Annotated in this window: 18 protein-coding genes and 1 pseudogene; 10 read left to right on the top strand and 9 right to left on the bottom strand. The window is 72.6% G+C overall.

Annotated features, from left to right (window positions below; translation table 11 throughout):
* Positions 1-38 precede the first annotated feature (38 nt).
* Together ACFZDK_RS29085 and ACFZDK_RS29080 are read right to left on the bottom strand one after the other, a co-directional pair.
* On the bottom strand, positions 39-638 hold the full coding sequence (locus ACFZDK_RS29085) for a histidine phosphatase family protein (protein ID WP_359225307.1): 600 nt from the start codon (positions 636-638) through the stop codon (positions 39-41).
* Between the two features lie 159 nt (positions 639-797).
* Positions 798-2006, bottom strand: a complete 1209-nt coding sequence (locus ACFZDK_RS29080) for an aminotransferase class I/II-fold pyridoxal phosphate-dependent enzyme (protein WP_390976863.1) — start codon at positions 2004-2006, stop codon at positions 798-800.
* An 81-nt stretch (positions 2007-2087) separates the two neighbouring features.
* On the opposite strand from ACFZDK_RS29080, the gene ACFZDK_RS29075 reads away from it, so the two are divergent.
* On the top strand, positions 2088-2714 hold the full coding sequence (locus ACFZDK_RS29075; protein WP_390976862.1) for a winged helix-turn-helix transcriptional regulator: 627 nt from the start codon (positions 2088-2090) through the stop codon (positions 2712-2714).
* A gap of 66 nt (positions 2715-2780) precedes the next feature.
* Here the strand turns inward: ACFZDK_RS29075 and ACFZDK_RS29070 are convergent, their stop codons facing one another.
* The 3 genes from ACFZDK_RS29070 to ACFZDK_RS29060 form a co-directional block, all read right to left on the bottom strand.
* Positions 2781-3641, bottom strand: a complete 861-nt coding sequence (locus ACFZDK_RS29070; protein WP_390976861.1) for a hypothetical protein — start codon at positions 3639-3641, stop codon at positions 2781-2783.
* Positions 3641-4906 (bottom strand): VWA domain-containing protein, encoded by a 1266-nt coding sequence (locus tag ACFZDK_RS29065; protein ID WP_390976860.1) that lies wholly within the window; start codon positions 4904-4906, stop codon positions 3641-3643. Before ACFZDK_RS29065 ends, ACFZDK_RS29070 begins: the two co-directional genes overlap by 1 nt.
* A 96-nt stretch (positions 4907-5002) precedes the next feature.
* On the bottom strand, positions 5003-6508 hold the full coding sequence (locus tag ACFZDK_RS29060) for an IucA/IucC family protein (protein WP_390976859.1): 1506 nt from the start codon (positions 6506-6508) through the stop codon (positions 5003-5005).
* A 93-nt stretch (positions 6509-6601) separates the two neighbouring features.
* Between ACFZDK_RS29060 and ACFZDK_RS29055 the strand changes: the two genes are divergently transcribed.
* The 4 genes and pseudogenes from ACFZDK_RS29055 to ACFZDK_RS29040 all read left to right on the top strand — a co-directional run bounded on the left by ACFZDK_RS29055 (position 6602) and on the right by ACFZDK_RS29040 (position 10380).
* Positions 6602-8113, top strand: coding sequence for an IucA/IucC family protein (locus tag ACFZDK_RS29055; RefSeq protein ID WP_390976858.1), 1512 nt, complete (start codon positions 6602-6604; stop codon positions 8111-8113).
* A 37-nt stretch (positions 8114-8150) separates the two neighbouring features.
* A pseudogene (locus ACFZDK_RS29050) lies at positions 8151-9054 on the top strand (aminoglycoside phosphotransferase family protein).
* Between the two features lie 139 nt (positions 9055-9193).
* A complete protein-coding gene (locus ACFZDK_RS29045) occupies positions 9194-10099 on the top strand; it encodes a HipA family kinase (RefSeq protein ID WP_390976857.1) in 906 nt (301 codons plus the stop codon).
* Positions 10096-10380, top strand: a complete 285-nt coding sequence (locus ACFZDK_RS29040) for a SelT/SelW/SelH family protein (protein ID WP_390976856.1) — start codon at positions 10096-10098, stop codon at positions 10378-10380. The genes ACFZDK_RS29045 and ACFZDK_RS29040 overlap by 4 nt, the downstream gene beginning before the upstream one ends.
* Before the next feature lie 3 nt (positions 10381-10383).
* Here the strand turns inward: ACFZDK_RS29040 and aceB are convergent, their stop codons facing one another.
* Both aceB and ACFZDK_RS29030 read right to left on the bottom strand, forming a co-directional pair.
* A complete protein-coding gene (gene aceB, locus ACFZDK_RS29035; protein WP_390976855.1) occupies positions 10384-12006 on the bottom strand; it encodes a malate synthase A in 1623 nt (540 codons plus the stop codon).
* A gap of 184 nt (positions 12007-12190) precedes the next feature.
* Positions 12191-12790: an NTP transferase domain-containing protein gene (locus tag ACFZDK_RS29030; RefSeq protein WP_390976854.1), complete on the bottom strand. Its 600-nt coding sequence runs from the start codon at positions 12788-12790 to the stop codon at positions 12191-12193.
* A 155-nt stretch (positions 12791-12945) separates the two neighbouring features.
* Here ACFZDK_RS29030 and ACFZDK_RS29025 point away from each other — a divergent pair, with 155 nt between their 5' ends.
* Complete coding sequence (locus ACFZDK_RS29025; protein WP_359225275.1) at positions 12946-13260, top strand: DUF5955 family protein; 315 nt, start codon at positions 12946-12948, stop codon at positions 13258-13260.
* A gap of 101 nt (positions 13261-13361) precedes the next feature.
* Here ACFZDK_RS29025 and ACFZDK_RS29020 read toward each other — a convergent pair whose 3' ends face one another.
* The gene (locus ACFZDK_RS29020) at positions 13362-14150 is read right to left on the bottom strand and encodes an IclR family transcriptional regulator C-terminal domain-containing protein (protein ID WP_390976853.1); all 789 of its coding nucleotides are present in this window, start codon (positions 14148-14150) and stop codon (positions 13362-13364) included.
* A 273-nt stretch (positions 14151-14423) separates the two neighbouring features.
* Here ACFZDK_RS29020 and allB point away from each other — a divergent pair, with 273 nt between their 5' ends.
* The 4 genes from allB to ACFZDK_RS29000 are packed head-to-tail and all read left to right on the top strand — an operon-like array spanning position 14424 to position 18845.
* On the top strand, positions 14424-15764 hold the full coding sequence (gene allB / locus ACFZDK_RS29015; protein ID WP_390976852.1) for an allantoinase AllB: 1341 nt from the start codon (positions 14424-14426) through the stop codon (positions 15762-15764).
* A gap of 53 nt (positions 15765-15817) precedes the next feature.
* Positions 15818-16933: an allantoicase gene (gene alc, locus ACFZDK_RS29010; protein ID WP_390976851.1), complete on the top strand. Its 1116-nt coding sequence runs from the start codon at positions 15818-15820 to the stop codon at positions 16931-16933.
* Positions 16934-16975: 42 nt separating this feature from the next.
* Positions 16976-18037 carry a DUF6236 family protein gene (locus tag ACFZDK_RS29005; protein WP_390976850.1) on the top strand — a complete coding sequence of 354 codons (1062 nt, stop codon included), beginning with the start codon at positions 16976-16978 and terminating at the stop codon, positions 18035-18037.
* 13 nt (positions 18038-18050) lie between these two features.
* Complete coding sequence (locus ACFZDK_RS29000; protein WP_390976849.1) at positions 18051-18845, top strand: hypothetical protein; 795 nt, start codon at positions 18051-18053, stop codon at positions 18843-18845.
* 9 nt (positions 18846-18854) lie between these two features.
* On the opposite strand, the gene ACFZDK_RS28995 is transcribed toward ACFZDK_RS29000, so the two are convergent.
* Positions 18855-19601 carry an SDR family oxidoreductase gene (locus tag ACFZDK_RS28995; protein WP_390976848.1) on the bottom strand — a complete coding sequence of 249 codons (747 nt, stop codon included), beginning with the start codon at positions 19599-19601 and terminating at the stop codon, positions 18855-18857.
* Between the last annotated feature and the right edge of the window lie 93 nt (positions 19602-19694).

Below are 19694 nucleotides of genomic sequence, written 5' to 3'. Positions count from 1 at the left end.
GGGACTGACAGCGGGGTCGGACCAGCAGTGGGGCCGGACTAGGTGCCCGGGCGGATGTTCCAGCCCGCGATCACCGGCCGCGCGTGCTCCGTGCCCAGCCGGCACAGCGTCCCGGTCGCCAGCTGGAAGAGGGCCCCGGCGGACGGCTCCAGGCCCAGGCGGCGGGCGGTGAGGACCCGCAGGAAGTGGCCGTGGGCCACCAGCAGTACGACCCCCTCCGTGTTGGCCAGGGCCGCGTCGACCTTGGCCAGCATCCGGTCGGCGCGCTCCCCGACCTGCTCCGGGGTCTCCCCGGGATGCTCCGGCGGACCCGGCGCCACCCCGTCCGTGAACAGGAACCAGCCCGGCCGGGTGCGCTGGATCTCCACGGTGGTCACGCCCTCGTAGCCGCCGTAGTCCCACTCCCGCAGATCGGCGTCCACGCGCGCGTCCGGCACCCCGATCAGCTCGGCGGTCTCCCGGGCCCGCTGCAGCGGGCTGACGAAGGCGGCGCCGATGCGGTGGGAACGGATCAACGGCACCAGCCGGCGCGCCTCCTCCCTCCCGTGCTCGGTGAGGGGAACGTCGGTCCAGCCGGTATGCCGTCCGGACCGCGACCACTCGGTCTCACCGTGCCGGACGAGAAAGACATCAGCCATACGTCAGAGGCTAAGAGCCCGGCGCTCCGGTTCGGCGGACGCGCGCGCCCGGAGTGCGTACCCCGCATCCCCCGGAAGGAGCAACGCGGGGCGCGCGCGATGCCCCGCCGAATCACCCGGGGGATGGGCAACGGCCGACCAGGGTTCACACCGCTGCCGCTACTGCCGGTAGCCGCTGAGGAACCGTCCGATCCGGCCGATCGCCGTCTCCAGGTCCTCCGCGTGGGGGAGGGTGAGGATGCGGAAGTGGTCGGGGGTGGGCCAGTTGAAGCCGGTGCCCTGGACGACCTGGATCTTCTCCTGGAGGAGGAGGTCAAGGACGAACTTCTCGTCGTCGTGGATCGGGTGGACCTTGGGGTCGAGGTGCGCGAAGGCGTACAGGGCGCCCTTCGGCTTGACGCAGGAGACACCGGGGATCTCGTTGAGCTTCTCCCAGGCCACGTTGCGCTGCTCGTACAGCCGGCCGCCGGGGGTGACGAGTTCGCGGATGGACTGGCGGCCGCCGAGCGCGGCCTGGATGGCGTACTGGGCGGGCGCGTTGGCGCACAGCCGCATGGAGGCCAGCATGGTGAGGCCCTCCAGATAGTCCTTGGCGTGCTGCTTCGGGCCGGTGACGACCATCCAGCCCGAGCGGAAGCCGGCCACCCGGTAGGTCTTGGACAGGCCGCAGAAGGTGAGGACCACCAGGTCGGGGGCGAGCGCGGCGGTCGAGTGGTGGACGGCGTCGTCGTACAGGATCTGGTCGTAGATCTCGTCCGCGAAGACCATCAGGCCGTGCCGGCGGGCCAGGTCGAGGATGCCCTCCAGGATCTCCTTCGGGTAGACGGCGCCCGTCGGGTTGTTGGGGTTGATGATGACCACGGCCTTGGTGCGGTCCGTGATCTTCGACTCCATGTCGGCCAGGTCCGGGTACCAGTCGGACTGCTCGTCGCAGAGGTAGTGCACCGCCTTGCCGCCGGCGAGGGTGGTCACCGCCGTCCAGAGCGGGAAGTCGGGGGCGGGGATCAGGATCTCGTCGCCGTCCTCGATGAGCGCCTGTACGGCCATCGACACCAGCTCGGAGACGCCGTTGCCGAGGAAGACGTCGTCGACGCCGACCTCCAGGCCCAGCGTCTGGTAGCGCCCGGCCACGGCCCGGCGGGCGGAGAGGATGCCGCGCGAGTCGGTGTAGCCGTGCGCCTGCGGGAGCATCCGGATCATGTCCTGGAGGATCTCCTCCGGTGCCTCGAAGCCGAACAGCGCGGGGTTGCCGGTGTTCAGCCGCAGCACGCTGTGGCCCGCCTCCTCCAGCGCGTTGGCATGCTCGATCACCGGTCCGCGGATCTCGTAACAGACCTCGCTGAGCTTGTTGGACTGCCGGAACTCCATGCGCCCCTCCGGAAACTCGTGATGCTTGGTTTTACCAAGTAGGAGCTTGGAAAGTCCAACATCTTGTCTAGACTGCGTCGCATGCCACCTCGCCGAAGCTACGACCAGTACTGCTCCGCAGCCCGCGCCCTCGACGTCGTCGGCGACCGCTGGGCCCTGCTGATCGTCCGGGAGCTGCTCGCCGGTCCCCGCCGCTACACCGATCTGCACGCGGATCTGCCGGGGGTCAGCACGGACGTCCTCGCCTCCCGGCTGAAGGACATGGAGCGGGACGGGGTCACGGCCAGGCGGCGGCTGCCGCCCCCGGGTGCGGTGTACGTCTACGAACTCACCCCGCGTGGGCGTGAGTTGCTCCCGGTGCTGCAGGCGCTGGGCAAGTGGGGCGAGGCCGAACTGGGCGAACGCCGGCCGACCGACGCCGTGCGCGCCCACTGGTTCGCGCTGCCGCTGCTGCGGGCCCTGGAGGGCGAGGGCCTGGTCGAAGTCGGGCTGGGGGAGGGGGACTTCCATCTGTTCCTCGGCGTGGAGGACGGCCCGGTGTACGGCGACGGTCCGGCGCCCCGCGAGCCCGACGCACGGCTCGCACTCGACGCCGGGACCGGTACGGCCCTGGCCCGGGGCGAGCTGCGCCTGGTGGACGCGGTACGCGACGGGCGGGTGACGGTGACCGGCGACGGCACCCTGGCCAAGGCGCTGCGGGAGGCCTGAGACGACGACCGGGCCCCCGTGGACGGAGGCCCGGTAGGCTGAGCCGGCAGTGGATCAGGCGGTGGGTCAGGCGCCCGGCGGCACCCGGGTCGGCCGTCCCGTCCCCCGCGTCAGCGCGTACCCGCCGATGCCCGCCAGCGCGGCCAGCACACCGCCGATCCCGGTCCACACCCAGCGGTCGGTCCACCACCCGGAGGACCAGCCGTCGTCGGGCTCGATGCTGGACAGCACCGCCGACTTCGTGGACGAGGAACCGTCCTCGCCGGACGAGGAGTCCGACGCGGAGTCGGACGTGGAATCGGACGCGGAGTCCGACGCCGACGAGACCGCGATCCCGGGCACCAGCGGCTTCGCCAGTGAACCGTCCACCGCCGCCGAACCGCCGATGTCCTTGGAGTCCACCCGGACCTCGGCGCTCACCGGCTGGCCGAGGTCGGCCGAGGTCAGGTTCACCACGGTCAGCCGGATGTAGTACGTGCCGGGCAGCGGGTCGTTGGCCCACGGCTCCGACCAGGCCCGGACGGTCCGCATCACGCACGCCAGCTCCACCGACGCGGTACCCGGCGCGGCGGTGCGGGTCTGCGCGCCGTACTGGCAGGACTGGCGGCGCCGCAGACCGTCGTACACGTCGATCTGCCAGGTCTGCGCCGCGTGCGAGTCGGGGAGCTTCACCGTGGCCTTGACGTCGGGGCGTTGGCCGGCGTCGGCGGCGAACGACCAGTAGAGGTAGTCGCCGGTGGAGCCGCTGGCCGTCGCCTGCTGACCCTGGTCGACCTCCGTGGCCGTACGGAAGGACGTGCCCGCCTGGGTGGGCGCGCCGCTGTCGTCCGAGGTGCTGGGCGAGGGCGAGGCGTCGTCGGCGACCGCCGGGCCCGCCGCCAGGCCCACCGCCAGCAGGGCGGCGCTCAACACACGTGTGATCCCCATCAGTTGGTCCTCCAGACCGCGACCCGCCAGCGCGACACCCAGCCCCACACCAGACCCGCGAGGAAGCCGGTCAGCACGAGTGCGCCGAGCAGCCACCAGCCGCGGCCGAGCCCGAAGGAGGCGACGTCGCTCGCCTTCGACGGCCCGTCCACCACGTCGACCGTCAGCTCGACCGGCAGACCGGGGCTGGTCTTCACCCCGGCCGTGGCCGAGAAGGAGTTGGTCACCTGGAGGCAGACGGTCTCCGGGGTGGTGTCCTCGTCGTCGTCGCTCTCGGCCTTCGGGTACCGCAGCCCGGTCGAGACGACATCCGTACGGCCCGTGCCGGACGCCTCGCCGCGCACGATCTCGCGGCCGTGGACCGTCACCGCCCGCAGCAGGACGCCGTAGTTGGCGTTGACGGCCCGGTCGGCGGCGACGCTCACCGAAGTCCGCAGCTCCTGGCCGGGGTTGACCTCGACCTTGTACCAGCGCTCCTGGCCGAACTCCTCACGGTCGGTGTACAGCCCCGACTTCAGCGTGGGCGCCGACGAGCACTGGTCGGTGCCCTCGGTGGCCACCGGCGTCACCACGGGGTCCGCCGCCCGGTCCACCAACTGCCCGACCCGGTCGCTGAGTTCCTCCTTGTGCTGCACCGAGGTGTAGGTGCCGCCGGTAGCGTCCGCGATGCAGCTGAGCTGGTCGCGGGTCTTGGCGTCCGGCACCAGGCCGAGGGTGTCGATGGTGAGCCCGACGCCCTTGGCGGCGATCTCCCGGGCCACCTCGCACGGGTCCAGCGGCGGGCAGGTGTCCTCGCCGTCGCTGATCAGGACGATACGGCGGGTCCCGTCACCGCCTTCGAGGTCGTCGGCCGCCTTCAGCAGCGCGGGACCGATCGGGGTCCACCCGGTCGGCTGGAGCGTGGCGACGGCGGTCTTCGCCTCGGTGCGGTCCAGGGTGCTGACCGGGTAGAGCTGTGCGGTGTCCTTGCAGCCCGTCTTGCGGTCGTTGCCGTGGTAGTTGGCGCCGAGCGTGCGGATGCCGAGCTGGACCCCCTCGGGTGTCGCGTCCAGCACCTCGTTGAACGCCTGCTTGGCCGCGGCCATCCGCGTCCCGCCGTCGATGTCCGCCGTCCGCATGGACCCGCTGACGTCCAGCACGAGCTCCACCTTGGGAGCGGCCTGGTCGGTCTCGTCGGCGACCGCGCCGCCGGGGAAGGCGATCCCGGCCCCCAGGGCGGCGAGCAGAGCGCAGACTCCTGCCGCCAGCCGTTGTGTTCTGATCATCGGCGGATCCTATTGATCAGAGGGGCCGGGCTCCAAAACGGGGTCCGGGGGCCGAAACGGGAGTGACCGGCAGGCCAACACCGGGCGGCGGACTCGTCAGAGGGTGTCGACGAGCGGGTTGGGCAGCGCCGCCCACCGGTCCCCGGGAGTCTCGGGCGACAGCCGCATCAGCGTCAGCGCCTTGGCCGGGAGCGGGCCTTCGAGGAGGGCCGTCAGGTCCGGGGTCGCGGGCAGTCCCCGTACGGCCGTCTCCAGGGCCGTCGCCAGGGCCGGTCCGGAACCCGCCGTGGCCGCCAGCGCGCCCGCGACCAGGGAGCCGAACAGCTTGCGGCGCAGAGTCGTTTCGTCGTCCGTGACCAGGCGGCCTGACAGGTCGGGCGGGGTGATGCCGTGGCGGGTCAGCCGGGCCGGGCTGAGCCGGATGTCGGCCAGGTCGCGATAGACCAGGCGGACGGGCCGCCCGGTTTCCGAGAGCACCACCAGGAGGTTCTGGCCGTGTGCCTCCAAGGCCACGCCGAGGTCCAGCAGCCGCAGCCCCACCGTCAGGGCGAGCCGGGTGAACTCGGCCAGCCAGGACGGCGATCCGGGGAGGCCGGTGGTGGCCAGGGCCGCCACCGGCAGGACCAGCTCGCCGGGCGCCGCGTACACCTGCGGCGACTCGCGCAACAGCGCCGCCAGGTCGGGGGAGTGGGCGGTCGCCGCGCCCAGGGTCCGGGTGATGTGCAGCAGCCCGTCGGTGTGCGCCGCCAGGTCCGTCGCGAACGACGACAGGGTCACCGCCGCGCCCACCGAGTACGTCGAGATGTCCCGCACGGACGAGGTGAGCCGGGCGGTGAGCGCGGTCTTCACATGCGGACCGTCGGGCAGCGCGAGCGTGCGCAGGGACAGCAGCGGGTGCGCCGCCCGCCAGGGCCCGGCGGAGCCGCCTTTGAGGACGTGGGCGCTCTGCCACGGATGCACGGGGATCAACAGCCGTCCGGGCTCCCGGAGTTCGTCCGGCCACTCCCCCGTCAGCAGACAGTCGCCGGCCGCCACCGGGACCGCCTCCAGCCGCACCACCGGCCGGTGCTCCGGCCCGTACGCGAGCTCCTCCGCCACCGAGAAGCCGGGCCGGGAACGGCAGTTGGGGTGGAAGGGATGCCCGTCGACGACCCGCTGCTCCCACTCCCAGTCCCGGTCCGGCCACTCCTTCGGGCGAACCTCCCGATCGGCCCGCGACAACGCCAACGATGCCGCACTGTGACCGAGTTCGGCCGCGAACCCGGCCGAGTGCGGCCACCCCAGATCGGTCATCAGCCGCGCCGGATCGTCGTACGCCACCCCGTCCAGGCGTACCGCGGTCACATACCCGGCGGTGGCGTACGGGTCCGCGGGCGGGCCGTGCAACGCCCGCCCGTCGGCCAGCCGCACGGCCAGACTGTGCGCCCCGCGCACCCGGCGCGCCACCCAGGGCAGCGGCTCGTGGGCCAGCGCCCGCCACAGCCGGGTCAGCACCGCCGCCCGCGCTCCGGGCAGCTCGGCCGTGTACCCGTCGACGAGTTCCGGCCGCGCCTCGGCCAGCTCGGCGGCGAGCCGGTTCTCGGTGGGGGAGGGACGGTGCACGGGAGGGCTCCTCGCAGGCGGGTACGACGGTCATGATGACCGGTGACGACAGACATACTGATCACGATCGGACTGTGTGGACGTAGAGAACGAATGGAACGCGTGGACCTCATGCCCCCCAGCGACGCCGTCGGAGAACGCGCCGACGCCTACGCTGCCGCCCCCCTGCTCAACTGCCTGCTGCGGGAGGTGGCCCAGCCGCAACCGGACGCCGGGGACGGGCAGCCGGGGGAGCCGCGGGTCTACCGGCTGCCCGGCGGCGACCGGCTGCTGCGGGTGCACGGCGCGCGCCGGCCCGCCGCGCCGGAGGTGTACGCGGACGGTACCTGGCATCGCATCGGCCACACCGAGCTGGTGAAACTCGTCGCCGAGGAACTGCGCCAGCACACCGGGCTCTCCAACGGCGACCTGCCCGCCGAGATGATCGACAGCCGGGACGCGGTCGCCGTGCTGCTCACGGCACGCGCCCGGGCGACGGCGCCCGACGATCCGTATCTGCGCTCGGAGCAGTCCCTCATCACCGGCCATCCCTACCACCCCGCCCCCAAGGCGCGCGGCGGCGGCCCGGTCACCGCCTGGCTGCCCTACGCGCCCGAGGCACACGCCCGGTTCCCGCTGGTGCTGCTCGCGGTGCGCGAGGACGAGGTGGCGGAGGAGGGCGACACGACCGCGCTGGACGCGCTGGCCGCCGTACCGGAGGGCTACCGGCTGCTGCCCGCGCACCCCTGGCAGCTCGACCTGGTCGCCCGCGACCTCGCGCCGGCCTTCGCGGACGGACGGCTGCTGCGGCTGGGCGAGACCCCGTTCGCCACCTGGCCGACGGCCGCGATCCGCACGGTCTACGAGCCGGTGCGGGACCTGTTCCTCAAGTTCAGCCTGGATGTCCGGATCACCAACGACATCCGCCGGCTGTGGGCGCACGACCTGCGGAAGCTGCGCCGTACCGACACGGCGGCGACCGCCGCCTTCGCGGCCATGGACGGGCCCGCCGCCTGGCTCGGCGACCGTGGCTACCGCACCGCCCGCTTCGCCTTCGAGGAACTCGCCGTACTGGTCCGGGACGGCCTGCGCGGACCGCTGCTGCCCGGGGCGACCCCGCTGCTCGCCGCCGGCCTGGTGGAGGGCTACGACGGCGACCCGCTGGCCGCGACGGCCGACCCGGAGGCCTGGTGGGAGGCGTACCTGCGGGCGGTCGTACCGCCCGCGCTCACCGCCTTCGCCGATCACGGCGTGGTCCTGGAGGCGCATCTGCAGAACACCCTGGTCGCCGTCGACGCGGACGGCATGCCGGTGCAGGCGCTGTACCGGGACGCCGAGGGCGTGAAGCTGCTGGCCGACGTGGAGCGGGCGGCCGGCTGGGAGCGGCTGGTGTACTGCCTGGTCGTCAACCACCTGACCGAGGTCGCCGCCGCGCTCGCCGAGCGCCACGCCGGGTTCGACCCGTGGCCCGCGGCCCGGCGGGAGCTGGGACGGCACGGCCTGCCCGAGGCCGCCGAGCTGCTGGCCGCCCCGACCCTGCCCGGCAAGACCAACCTCCTGCTGCGCTGGACCGGAGCGGACGGCGCCGACGCGCGCTACCTGCCGCTGCCCAACCCCCTGGCCTGAGGCGGCCGCCTCGCCCGCCCCGGTACTGTCGCTGCGTATGACCGACTCCGAGATCCAGATCACCGCAGAGCTGGTGCACGACCTGCTGCAGGAGCAGCATCCGGACCTCGCCGGGCTGGCCGTCCGCGAGGTGGCGGGCGGCTGGGGCAACCAGATGTGGCGTCTGGGGGACGAGTTGGCCGTGCGCATGCAGCGCATGGACCCCACCCCGGAGCTCCAGCTCAAGGAGCGGCGGTGGCTGCCGGTGCTGGCCCCGCGCCTGCCGCTCCCGGTACCGATGCCGGTGCGGTCCGGTGAACCGTCCGCGCGCTTCCCCAAGCACTGGACCGTGATGACGTGGGTTCCCGGCGAGCCGCTGGACCACACCGCGATCATGCCGCGGCGACCACGCGGCCGACACACTGGCGGGCTTCCTCCGGGCGCTCCACGTGGAGGCGCCCGCCGGGGCGCCGGCCGGTTCGGACTTCGGCGCCCACCCCAAGGACTCCACAGCCGGCTTCGACCACTTCTTCCAGGCCGTCGACCTGGACGGGGTGGCCGACGAGGTCCGGGCCGTCTGGGACGACGCCGTCGCGGCCCCCGAGTGGGAGGGCCCGCCGGTATGGGTGCACGGTGATCTGCATCCCGCGAACGTCGTCGTCTCGGACGGGACGCTCTCAGGCGTGATCGACTTCGGGGCCCTGTTCGCCGGCGACCCCGCCTGGGACCTCGCGGCCGCATGGGTGCTCCTGCCCGAGGACGCCGTCTCCCGGTTCTTCGACGCGTACGCGCGGGCGGACGACGGGGCGATCCGGCGCGCCCGCGGGCTGGCCGTGGTGAAGAGCCTGTTCCTCATGCTCATGGGGCACAACGGGGACCGAGGCCTGCCCGGCGGCAAGCCGGCGTGGGGACCCGCGGGCCGGGCAGCGCTCGACCGTGTCCTGAGGTGCGCGATGGTGTAGACACGACAGGGCGGCAGGGCGTGCCCCGGCGGTGCCGGAGGCACTCCTCCCCGACTGTCACGCTCGGTTACTATGCTCATCGCACCGCATGGGAGTCGATCGTGGAACCTGACGCACGCCGGTCACGGGGGCTTGGAAGATGCTGAGAGAGGTCACCGCCACCCGCTACATCGAGCCTCTTCGGTCCGGCGGCTCCGTCCCCGGCATCGTCGAGGCCGACGACCTGGGCACCTACGTCGTCAAGTTCACCGGGTCCGCGCAGGGACGCAAGGCGCTGGTCGCCGAGGTGATCGTGGGGGAGCTGGCGCGGGCGCTGGGCCTGCGCTTCCCCGAGCTGGTCCTGGTGCACTTCGACCCGGCGATCGCCGGGCACGAACCCCACCAGGAGGTGCGCGACCTGCACGCGGCGAGCGGCGGGGTGAACCTCGGCATGGACTTCCTGCCCGGTGCGCGGGACCTCACCCCGGACATCGCCGAGGTCTTCCCGGTGCACCCTCTGGAGGCCGGCCGGATCGTCTGGCTGGACGCGCTCACCGTCAACGTCGACCGTACGGTCCACAGCTCCAACCTCATGGTCTGGCCGACCCTCGGCGTCGCGCCCCCGCACCTGTGGCTCATCGACCACGGCGCCGCCCTCGTCTTCCACCACCGCTGGGACACCTCGACACCCGAGAAGGCGTACGACTTCCGCCATCACGCCCTCGGCCGGTACGGCCCCGACACCCGGGCGGCCGACGCCGAACTCGCCCCCAGGGTCACCGAGAAGCTGCTCCGTGACATCCTCGCCGAGGTCCCGGACGCCTGGCTCACCGACTTCGGGACCCCCGACGAGATGCGCGAGGCCTACGTCGGCTACCTGCTGGCCCGGGTGCGGGCCTCCGCCGAGTGGCTCCCCACCGATTTCCCGGGCCGCGACCAGCTCGCGGCCGAGGAGGCCGCCCGTGCGGCCAGGACACAGCAAGGACGCCCGGCCTGGCTGAAGCAGGTCCCCGACCTGCACGGCAAGCCCGCGGCTCGACAGGATTGGTCGGTGCACCTCGGATGAGCGACAGCGGGCGCGTGGAGATCGAGTACTGCACCCAGTGCCGCTGGCTGCCGCGGGCGGCCTGGCTGGCGCAGGAACTGCTGACCACCTTCGAGACCGAGCTGACGGAGCTGGCGCTGAAGCCGGGCAAGGGCGGCGTCTTCGTCGTACGGGTCGGCGACGAGGTGGTGTGGGACCGGCGCGAACAGGGCTTCCCCGAGCCGACGGCCGTGAAGCAGGCCGTACGCGACCGAGTGGCCCCGGGAAGGTCCCTGGGCCACTCGGACAAGGCTGCTCCCTGAGGCTCAGCCCCGCAGCTGCTGGTACGCGGGCAGCGTCAGGAAGTCCGCGTAGTTCTCGTCGAGCGAGACCTGGAGCAGCAGGTCGTGGGCCTGCTGCCAGTGGCCGGCCGCGAAGGCCTCCTCGCCGATCTCCGCGCGGATGGCGGCGAGTTCCTCGGCGGCGACCTTGCGGGCCAGCTCGGGCGTGGCCTTCTCGCCGTTCTCGAACTGCACACCCGCGTTGATCCACTGCCAGATCTGCGAGCGGGAGATCTCGGCGGTGGCCGCGTCCTCCATGAGGTTGAAGATGGCCACCGCGCCCAGCCCGCGCAGCCACGCCTCGATGTAACGGATGCCCACCTGGACGGCGTTGACCAGCCCGGGGTAGGTCGGCTTCGCCTCCAGCGAGTCGACCGCGATCAGCTCGGCGGCCTCCACATGGACGTCCTCGCGCAGCCGGTCCTTCTGGTTCGGCCGGTCGCCGAGAACCCGGTCGAAGGACTCCAGGGCGATCGGGACCAGGTCCGGGTGGGCCACCCAGGAGCCGTCGAAACCGTCGTTCGCCTCACGGTCCTTGTCGGCGCGGACCTTCTCGAAGGCCACCTTGTTGACCTCCGCGTCCCGGCGGGACGGGATGAAGGCCGCCATGCCGCCGATCGCGTGCGCGCCGCGCTTGTGGCAGGTGCGGACGAGGAGCTCGGTGTACGCCCGCATGAACGGGGCGGTCATCGTCACGGCGTTGCGGTCCGGCAGCACGAACCGGGGCCCGCCGTCCCGGAAGTTCTTGACGATGGAGAACAGGTAGTCCCAGCGCCCGGCGTTCAACCCGGAGGCGTGGTCCCGCAGTTCGTAGAGGATCTCCTCCATCTCGTACGCGGCCGTGATCGTCTCGATCAGCACGGTGGCGCGGACGGTGCCCTGCGGGATGCCGACGTAGTCCTGCGCGAAGACGAACACGTCGTTCCAGAGCCGGGCTTCGAGGTGCGACTCGGTCTTCGGGAGGTAGAAGTACGGCCCCTTGCCGAGGTCGAGCAGCCGCTGCGCGTTGTGGAAGAAGTAGAGCCCGAAGTCCACGAAGGCGCCGGGGACCTGTTCGCCGTCGACCTCGATGTGCCGCTCGTTCAGATGCCAGCCGCGCGGCCGCATGACGACGGTCGCCAGCTCCTCGTCCGGGCGCAGCGCGTACGACTTGCCGCTCGCCGGGTCCGTGAAGTCGATGGTCCGGCGGTAGGCGTCGATCAGGTTCAGCTGGCCCAGGACGACGTTCTCCCAGGTCGGCGCGGAGGCGTCCTCGAAGTCCGCGAGCCAGATCCGGGCGCCCGAGTTGAGGGCGTTGATGGTCATCTTGCGGTCGGTGGGGCCGGTGATCTCGACCCGGCGGTCGTTGAGGGCCGCGGGGGAGGGGGCCACCTTCCAGGAGTCGTCCGCGCGGATCGCGGCGGTCTCCGGGAGGAAGTCGAGCGTGGAGGTGCGGGCGATCTCGGCGCGGCGCTCGGCGCGGCGGGCGAGGAGTTCGGCACGGCGCGGCGAGAACCGCCGGTGCAGCTCGGCCACGAAGGCGAGCGCCGCGTCGGTGAGGACCTCCTCCTGCCGGGGCAGGGGCTCGGCGTCGACGATGGCCAGCGGAGACGGCGCTGGTGCGGACATGAGCTGTCACTTCCTTCAGCGGTGGCACCGGGTGCCAGTCGTTCCGGGTAGAGCGAAGCACGCCCGATCAGGGGCAGGGTGCTTCTGAACAGTGGATACTAGTTTCCTCATTGTGGAAGTTCAATGGTTTGTTGATATCGAGATTCTCCGGGTCGAGCGAAGGTGGCGCCCGGTGCCACCCCGCTCACTCAAGGTGGCCCAGGTCGGCCTCGGTGTCGATGTCGTACGGCTCGGCGACGTCCCCGCACTCGACGAGCGTGATCGCCTCCTCGTGGGCCTTGAGATAGGCGCGGGCGCCCCGGTCCCCGGTCGCGCTCGCGGCGATCCCCGCCCAGTGGGCCGAGCCGAACAGCACGGGATGCCCGCGCACGCCGTCGTACGCGGCCGACACCAGCGAGTTCCGGTCCCGGTATCCGCCGAGCACCCGTGCCACGGCCGCGCCCCCGATCCCCGGCTGGTCCACCAGCGAGACGACCGCGGCCGGCACCCCCGCCCCCGCGAGCGACTCCAGCCCGACCCGGAGCGAGGACCCCATCCCCTCGGCCCAGTCCGGGTTCTCCACGACCACGCAGCCGACCAGCTCGGCCCGTTCCCGCACCTCGTCCGCCCAGGCCCCCAGGACCACGTGGACCGGCCCGCAGCCGCCCGCGCGCAGCACCCCGACCGCGTACTCCACGAGCGGCCGCCCCCGGTGCGTCAACAAGGCCTTGGGCCGCCCGCCGAGCCGTCTGCCGCCGCCGGCGGCGAGCAGCAGCCCGGCGATCTGGTCATGCGTGTCCGTCATGCGTCCTGCATACCCGACGCCGGACCGGGCGGCGGGTTCCGCAGGGCTGAATTTCGGTCCGTGCTGTAGCGCTCTCCGTAGGTGAGGGCGTTTACTGACCCGCGTCCCCAGGCGCCCGACCAACGCCACGGGACACCTGGCGAGGGGGGAGAGCTGTGTTGCGGAGCTTGGGACAGAGGCCAGTGACCGGCAGCGACGATGATCCGAGGGTGACGGAACTACGCACGGCGGTCTCCAGACTGCGCCGCGAACTCGCCGCACATCCGGCCGAGTTCCCGGACCGCGTCATAGCGGAGGACGAGCTGGCCGCCCTGGCGGCCATGGCGACCGGCGGCATGCCCGAAATCCCCCGCCTGCGCCGCTCCCTGTTACTGATCGCGGGCGCCATCGGCTCGGTCAGCGCCCTGTCCCGCGGCCTTTCGGACGTGCGTGAGGCGGTCGACCTGTTCGGCGAAACCCCGCGAACCTGAGCGCCCCGTCAGGGGCGCGGGGCCCCTGTCGATATGCGGCTCCGCCGCGTGGGCGCGCCCAGCCCCCACTCACCCGCACCCGCTCCAGTCGGCGCTGCCCCTTAGGCTCCCGAACTCGCCAACGCCTGAGACAACTCCACAGCCACCTGCCGCAGCACCGGCACGATCTTCTCCGTCGCCGCCTCCGTGACCCGCCCCGCGGGCCCGGAGATCGAAATAGCCGCGGCGGTAGGCGCATCGGGCACGGACACGGCAAGACACCGCACCCCGACCTCCTGCTCGTTGTCGTCCACGGCGTACCCCAGTCGGCGCACCTCCTCCAACGCGCCGAGGAAGCCGTCCGGTGTCGTAATGGTCTTCTCCGTGGCCGCAGGCATCCCCGTCCGCCCCAGCAACGCCCGCACCTCGGCGTCCGGCACGTCCGCCAGCAAGGCCTTCCCCACCCCGGTCGAGTGGGGCAGGACCCGGCGCCCCACTTCCGTGAACATCCTCATCGAGTGCTTCGACGGCACCTGCGCCACGTACACGATCTCGTCCCCGTCGAGCAGCGCCATGTTCGCCGTCTCCCCGGTCTCCTCGACCAGCCGCGCGAGGTAGGGCCGCGCCCAGGTCCCCAGCAGCCGGGACGCCGACTCGCCGAGCCGGATCAGCCGGGGTCCCAGCGCGTACCGCCGGTTGGCCTGCTGGCGCACATAGCCGCAGGCGACCAGCGTGCGCATCAGCCGGTGGATCGTCGGCAACGGCAGCCCGCTGCTCGCGGAGAGCTCGCTGAGGCCGACCTCGCCGCCCGCGTCCGCCATCCGCTCCAGCAGATCGAAGGCGCGCTCGAGGGACTGGACCCCGCCGCCGGACTTGGCGGAGTCGGTGGTGCTGGCGCTGGACGTCGGCACGGCGCGTTCCTTTCGGGGCTGGCAGGAAGGGCAGCAGCCTACCCGGCAGTCGGTTGACTCCCTGGTCGTACATAACTATGTTCTGCTTGCCGGAATTGTAATTCCGCTTTGTGGAAACGTCCAGAGTGGGCGCCCGCGTGGCCCCGAGAAGCAGTGTGCCCTTGACGGCGCGGGGGCGGGAGTGAAGACTCCTTCAACAGAACGTTGAATTCCGTTACGTGGGTGTAAATCCCGTTTCCTGGAAGTAAAACGGCGGCAGAGAGAGGGGTCCGGGTGTCCGACGCTGAACTGGTGCTGCGCTCGACGCGCGTCATCACCCCGGAGGGGACACGGGCCGCCTCGGTCGCCGTGTCCGCCGGGACGATCACGGCCGTACTGCCCCACGACGCCCCCGTCCCGGAGGGCGCCCGCCTGGAGGACCTCGGCGACGACGTCCTGCTGCCCGGCCTGGTGGACACCCACGTCCATGTGAACGATCCGGGCCGTACCGAGTGGGAGGGCTTCTGGACCGCCACGCGCGCGGCGGCGGCCGGCGGCATCACCACCCTCGTCGACATGCCGCTCAACTCCCTCCCGCCGACCACGACCGTCGACCACCTCCGGGTCAAACAGGAGGTCGCGGCCGACAAGGCACACATCGACGTCGGCTTCTGGGGCGGCGCGCTGCCCGACAACGTCAAGGACCTGCGCCCGCTGCACGAGGCCGGCGTCTTCGGCTTCAAGGCGTTCCTGTCGCCGTCCGGCGTGGACGAGTTCCCGCACCTCGACCAGGAGCAGCTCGCCCGGTCCCTGGCCGAGATCGCCTCCTTCGGCGGCCTGCTGATCGTGCACGCCGAGGACCCGCACCACCTGGAAGCCGCCCCGCAGCACGGCGGCCCGAAGTACGCCGACTTCCTGGCCTCCCGACCGCGCGACGCCGAGGACACGGCGATCGCCCAGCTGATCGCCCAGGCGAAACGCCTCGACGCGCGCGTGCACGTCCTGCACCTGTCCTCGTCCGACGCGCTGCCCCTGATCGCGGCGGCCAAGGCGGAGGGCGTCCGGCTCACCGTCGAGACCTGCCCGCACTACCTCACCCTCACCGCCGAGGAAGTACCGGACGGCGCCAGCGAGTTCAAGTGCTGCCCGCCGATCCGCGAGGCGGCCAACCAGGACCTGCTCTGGCAGGCACTGGCCGACGGCACCATCGACTGCGTGGTCACCGACCACTCGCCCTCCACGGCCGACCTGAAGACCGGCGACTTCGCGACCGCCTGGGGCGGCATCTCCGGCCTCCAGCTCAGCCTCGCCGCCGTGTGGACGGAGGCCCGCAGGCGCGGCCACGGTCTTGAGGACGTGGTCCGCTGGATGTCGGCCCGCACGGCCGCGCTCGTCGGCCTCGACGACCGCAAGGGCGCCATCGCACCCGGCCGGGACGCCGACTTCGCGGTCCTCGCACCCGACGCGACCTTCACCGTGGACCCGGCGGGCCTGCAGCACCGCAACCGGGTCACCGCGTACGCCGGCAAGACCCTGTACGGCGTCGTGCGGTCGACCTGGCTGCGCGGCGAACGCATCGTCGCGGACGGCGCGTTCACGCCCCCGACGGGCCGCCTCCTCACCCGCACCCCCTGACCTCCGCTCCCTCCCGCACCCGCAGCGGCCGACACCCGAAAGGAAGACCTTCTTTGACGGCCATCCCGAGCTTCACCGGCGACGCGCACCCCTACTCCGGCGGCGACCCGTACGCGGACTACCGCACCGCCGACTTCCCCTTCACCCAGTACGTCGACCTCGCGGGCCGGCAGCTCGGCGCCGGTGTCATCGCCGCCAACGACGAGTTCTTCGCCCAGCGGGAGAACCTGCTGGTGCACGGGCGGGCCGAGTTCGACCCCGAGCACTTCGGGCACAAGGGCAAGATCATGGACGGCTGGGAGACCCGCCGCAGGCGCGGTGTCTCGGCGGAGCACCCCTGGCCGACGGCCGAGGACCACGACTGGGCGCTGGTCCGCCTCGGCGCCCCCGGAGTCGTCCGCGGGATCGTCGTCGACACGGCCCACTTCCGCGGCAACTACCCGCAGGCGGTGTCGGTCGAGGGCACCACGGTGGCCGGCTCCCCCTCCCCGCAGGAACTGCTGGGCGACGACGTGAAGTGGACGACCCTCGTCCCTCGCACCCCCGTCGGCGGCCACGCGGCGAACGGCTTCGCCGTCTCCGTCGAACAGCGCTTCACACACCTGCGCGTCAACCAGCACCCCGACGGCGGCATCGCCCGGCTGCGGGTGTACGGCGAGGTCGTCCCGGACCCCGGGTGGCTCGCCGCGCTCGGCACCTTCGACGTGGCCGCCCTGGAGAACGGCGGCCAGGTCGAGGACGCCTCCAACCTCTTCTACTCCCCGGCCACCAACACCATCCAGCCGGGCCGCTCCCGCAAGATGGACGACGGCTGGGAGACCCGCCGGCGCCGCGACCGGGGCAACGACTGGATCCGCTACCGTCTGGCGGCCCAGTCCCAGATCCGCGCCGTCGAGATCGACACGGCGTACCTGAAGGGCAACAGCGCGGGCTGGGCGTCGGTGTCCGTCAGGGACGGCGAGGACGGCACCTGGACGGAGATCCTCCCGCGTACCCGCCTCCAGCCCGACACGAACCACCGCTTCGTCCTGGCCGCCCCGGCCGTGGGCACGCACGCGCGCGTGGACATCTTCCCGGACGGCGGCATCTCCCGCCTCCGCCTGCACGGCTCGCTCACCGAGGCGGGCGCCGCCGAACTCGCCGCCCGCCACCAGGAACTGGGCGGCTGATCCCACGAGGCGCACCGGCGCCCGGCGTCGGTGCGCCTCGCTATGGTTGCTCCCGTCGGCGTCGACGAGGCGGGGGATTCGATGGGCGTGCTGCTGTACTACCCGACGGTGAATCCGCCCACCGGGATCCTGCACCAGGCGCTGCTCTACTGGGACGGCATCGCCTCGGTCGTACCGCGCGATCCACGGGTCTACGAGGCGGTGGCGGACCGGGAGCTGAGGCTGCTGGAGGAGCACGAGCTGTACCGGCCGCTCGCCTTCGCCGACGACTCCCTGGACGTGCTGGACCACCGGTACATCGGCGGGGGCTCCTCGTGGCTCACGGGACAGGCCTCCGCCGTCCTGATCGAGGAGATCGAGCGCATCGCGGCCCGCCCCGACCCGCCGCGGCCCACCTCCCCGCCCGAGGCCGTCATCTACACCACGAAGCTCAGCCACTGGCTCGAAGCGATGCTGCTGCACCTCCGGCTCGCGGAGCCCGCCCGGCAGGAAGGGTTCGGGGCGCTCTCCGTCTCCCGTGAGGTCCAGACACTCATCATCGGCGTGCTGGCGCGCGAACTCGCCGTCAACCCCGACCTCGCCCTCTTCCCCTGCACCGACAGCGAGGACGCGTACCGCAGCAGCCTCCGCCCGGCCTCCCCGATGCGCTCGCTGGCCTGGGAGATCGAACTGGGCCGCCTGCTGCCGGTCCCCGCGCCGGACACCCCGACCGCCGAGGTCCTCGCCTTCCGGGAGCGGTACGACGACGAGCGGGTGCGGCTGATGCGCGCCCTGCACCGCCTCCTCGGCGACCTGCGCCGCGACTACGAGCACCCGGCCGACGTCTTCGCCCAGTTGCGCCGGGAGCTCTCGGCAGCCCTGGAGGACTACCGGGCCGCGGGCCGGAGCACCCGTATGGCCTGGGTGCACCGCTCGATCACGGTGTCGGTCGCGCTCGCCGCCGCCGCGGGCGGCGCCCTGCTGCTGCCGGACATCGGCTGGCTGCTGGGCACCATCGGCGGCTACGCGCTGAACATCGCCACGCGGGAGATCCGCCCGCTCGTCCGGGCCCGGGACGACCACGACTTCAGCTATCTGCACCGGGTGCGGAGCGGACTGTCCTGACGGAGGGGGCACGGTGACACTGACGACACAGGGCTTCGGCAGGGCACGGCTGGAGGAGAGCGGTTCCTGGTCGATCCGGATCGACATGGACGTCCACCGGAGCACCCGGCTCTGGATGCGTCCGGCCGGCACCACACCGACCTGGGCCGAGGTCGACCGGGCGCTCGCCCACGCGGGATACACGCGTGAGGGGCCGGCCTCCGCCGCGGAGCCGAGGGACGGTACGGAGTTCACGGTGCGGGGCTGGGTTCCGCTGCCCGGGCGCCGGCGTTTCCGGGAGGAGCCGGACACGGAGACCGGTTCGCGGACGGACACCGTCGCCGTGTCCCTGCCGGCCACGGAGGTGGCGGGGACACGGGAGGCCCTGGACGCCCTGCAGGCGTCCTCTTCGTGGCCCCGGAGTGAGTTGGTGGCGCTGCGGAAGGCCCTGGACGAGGCCGGCACGGTGACCGTGCTGCTGCCGGTCGACGTGGCGAGTTCACTGCTGTCGACCCTGATGGCGATCGAGAGCTGGCGGACGAAGATCGGCGACGACGCGGTGCACGCCCTGCGGGACCTCTACCACCGACTGGAACACGGCCGGCTGGTCGCCGACTCCTCGCCCCGCGTCGCCGACACCCTCCGGACGGCCCTGCGAGAGGCCCTCTCCCGCCCCGGCGCCGAAGGCCTGGCCGCCCGCGACGAACTGCTCGACGTCATCGGCAGGTTCGCCGACGCCCACCGCACCGCCACGGCGGCGGACGACGCCGTACAACAGCGCCTGCAAGCCGAACGGGCCGAGCCGGAGGCGCCCGGCACGGCCCGCTGAACCTCGACGTCAGGCCGCGTGTCCGCCGTCCACCGCGAACTCCGCCCCCGTGACGTAGTCCGCCCCGGCGAGATACGCCACCGTCGCGGCCACCTCGTCCGCCGTGCCGAAGCGCCCCAGCGCCGTCATCGCGGCCTGCCCTGCCGCGTGGGGGCCGTCCGCCGGGTTCATGTCGGTGTCGGTCGGACCGGGGTGCACGATGTTCGCGGTGATCCCGCGCTCCCCGAGCTCGCGCGCCAGCGCCTTCGTCAGGCCGACCAGAGCCGACTTGCTCGTCGCGTACAGGGTGCCGCCGGGCCCCGGCACCCGGTGTGTCATGCAGGTGCCGATCGTGATGATCCGCCCGCCGGACGTCATCCGCGCGGCCGCCGCCTGCGAGGCCAGGAACACCCCGCGGACGTTCACCGCCAGGACCCGGTCGACATCGTCGAGCGACAGGCCGGACAGCGGACCGAGCACGCCCAGGCCGACGTTGTTCACCAGCACGTCGAAGCCGCCCAGGGCCCGGGCCGTACGCTCCACCGCGCCCGCCGCCTCGTCCGCGTCCGCGGAGTCCGCGCGCAGCGCCACCGCCCGCCGCCCCAGCGCCTCGGCCCGCCGTACGACGTCCTCGGCCGCCTCCTTGCCGTGCGCGTAGGTGACGGCCACGTCCGCGCCCTCCCGGGCGAGCCGCAGCGCCGTCGCCGCGCCGATGCCCCGGCTGCCGCCGGTCACCAGGGCCACCTTGCCGTGCAGGGATCCGTAAGTCGTTGTCATGGATCCATCCCAGCGGCCGGGGCACAAGGGTGCTGGCGGGGAACCGACGCCGAGTTCGGGGGACGCACGGGATCGCGGACCGGCGGAACTCTT

It is taken from the genome of Streptomyces sp. NPDC007901 (assembly GCF_042959465.1).
In the GTDB taxonomy this organism is placed as follows: Bacteria; Actinomycetota; Actinomycetes; order Streptomycetales; family Streptomycetaceae; genus Streptomyces.
The sequence above is the reverse complement of the archived record's forward strand: the minus strand, read 5'-3'. Positions and strand labels throughout refer to the sequence as shown.